At 57.9% G+C, this 1,165-nt stretch carries 1 tRNA gene and 1 pseudogene; both read right to left on the bottom strand.

The annotated features are described in order from the left end of the window. Window positions 1-313: 313 nt before the first annotated feature. A tRNA-Sec gene (locus VKV18_RS11005) sits at window positions 314-413 on the bottom strand. 94 nt (window positions 414-507) lie between these two features. Continuing rightward, window positions 508-1,165 (bottom strand): annotated as a pseudogene (locus VKV18_RS11000) (9-O-acetylesterase); the annotation flags it as partial.

The raw sequence follows: 1,165 nt of genomic DNA, 5'->3' as shown, positions 1-1,165 counted from the left end.
AGTGCGGAGGACGGTTTAGGGCGGAATGGGGATGGGAGCCATCCTTATGGTGGTTTGGTGTTAGGTTTAGGGGGTTGGTTATATGGGGAGACGTATGGGGGTGGTGGTTATGGGATGGGGGTGGTATTTCGAGTGAGGGAGTAGTGTATCGGCTAAGGGCGGATGGGAGCGGTTTTAGGGTTGTGTACGAGTTTGGGAAGCGTTTAAGGAAGGTATCGGAAAGGTGAGGAGCCGGGGAGCATAGGTAGCCGCTAGCAGGAGCTGCCGGTGGATTCTATGCAGCCCAATGGTGGCTCGCGGCAAAAGAAGCCAATGGCGGGAGCGTGTGGGAATCGAACCCACCAGAGTCGAGAATTGCTCGCCTCTCGCACGATTTTGAAGACCGGGAGGGCCACCAGGCCCCATCCGCCCCCAATAAAAGTATATGGCATCTTGTCAAGAGCCGTACTGCCCATGCTACTCTAAGCAGCGCAACCGCGGTCACCCTTCCTTGGGATCGAGAGCGTGTTAGTGGTTGTTTCGGGTGATCTCCGTCCAGTCGTCGGTACGGAAGGGGAAGGCGGGGAGACCGGCACCGTTATAAAGGTTGCACTGCGGGTTGTCGGCCCAAGCGTATCGAACGGCTACGGGGTCGGGAACGTCGGGCGAGGAGAGCACCACACTGTTGCCTTCGATTTGAGCATCGGCCCAATGCCACTGTTTATCGGGGCCGGCGATCGCGAAACCGGCAAGCTTGTCTCCTTTTGCCACCAGGCCTCCATCGGTGTGATCGAAAAAGACACGAACTGTGTGTCCCTCTACCTTCATCGAACGAAACGTGGGGCCGGAGTAGACCACTTTTTGGCCGTACACTTTGGCCAAAGCGTAGAGCGCGAGCCGCTTGCCAACATCCTGTTTATCTTTGGGGTGGATGTCGTTGGCGTCGCCAATATCAATCGTGCATACGATGCCGGTGTTGGGAACCGTGTGGGCAACAATATCTTGGGACTCGCGCAGTTCCGCCCAAGCGCTTTCGGTTGGATCGGGCTTTTGCGGGCCGAAGTTCGGCAGTTGCACGATGAGGAAGGGGAAGTTGCCCTCGTTCCAGGCGGCACGCCAGTCTCGAATGAGGCCGGCAAGCAGAGCGCGGTACTGGTAGGCCCTGCCCACGTTCGATTCCCCTTGA

The sequence above is a fragment of the Chthonomonas sp. genome, from assembly GCF_035294505.1.
Lineage (GTDB): Bacteria > Armatimonadota > Chthonomonadetes > Chthonomonadales > Chthonomonadaceae > Chthonomonas.
This window is presented reverse-complemented; position numbering and strand designations above follow the sequence as displayed.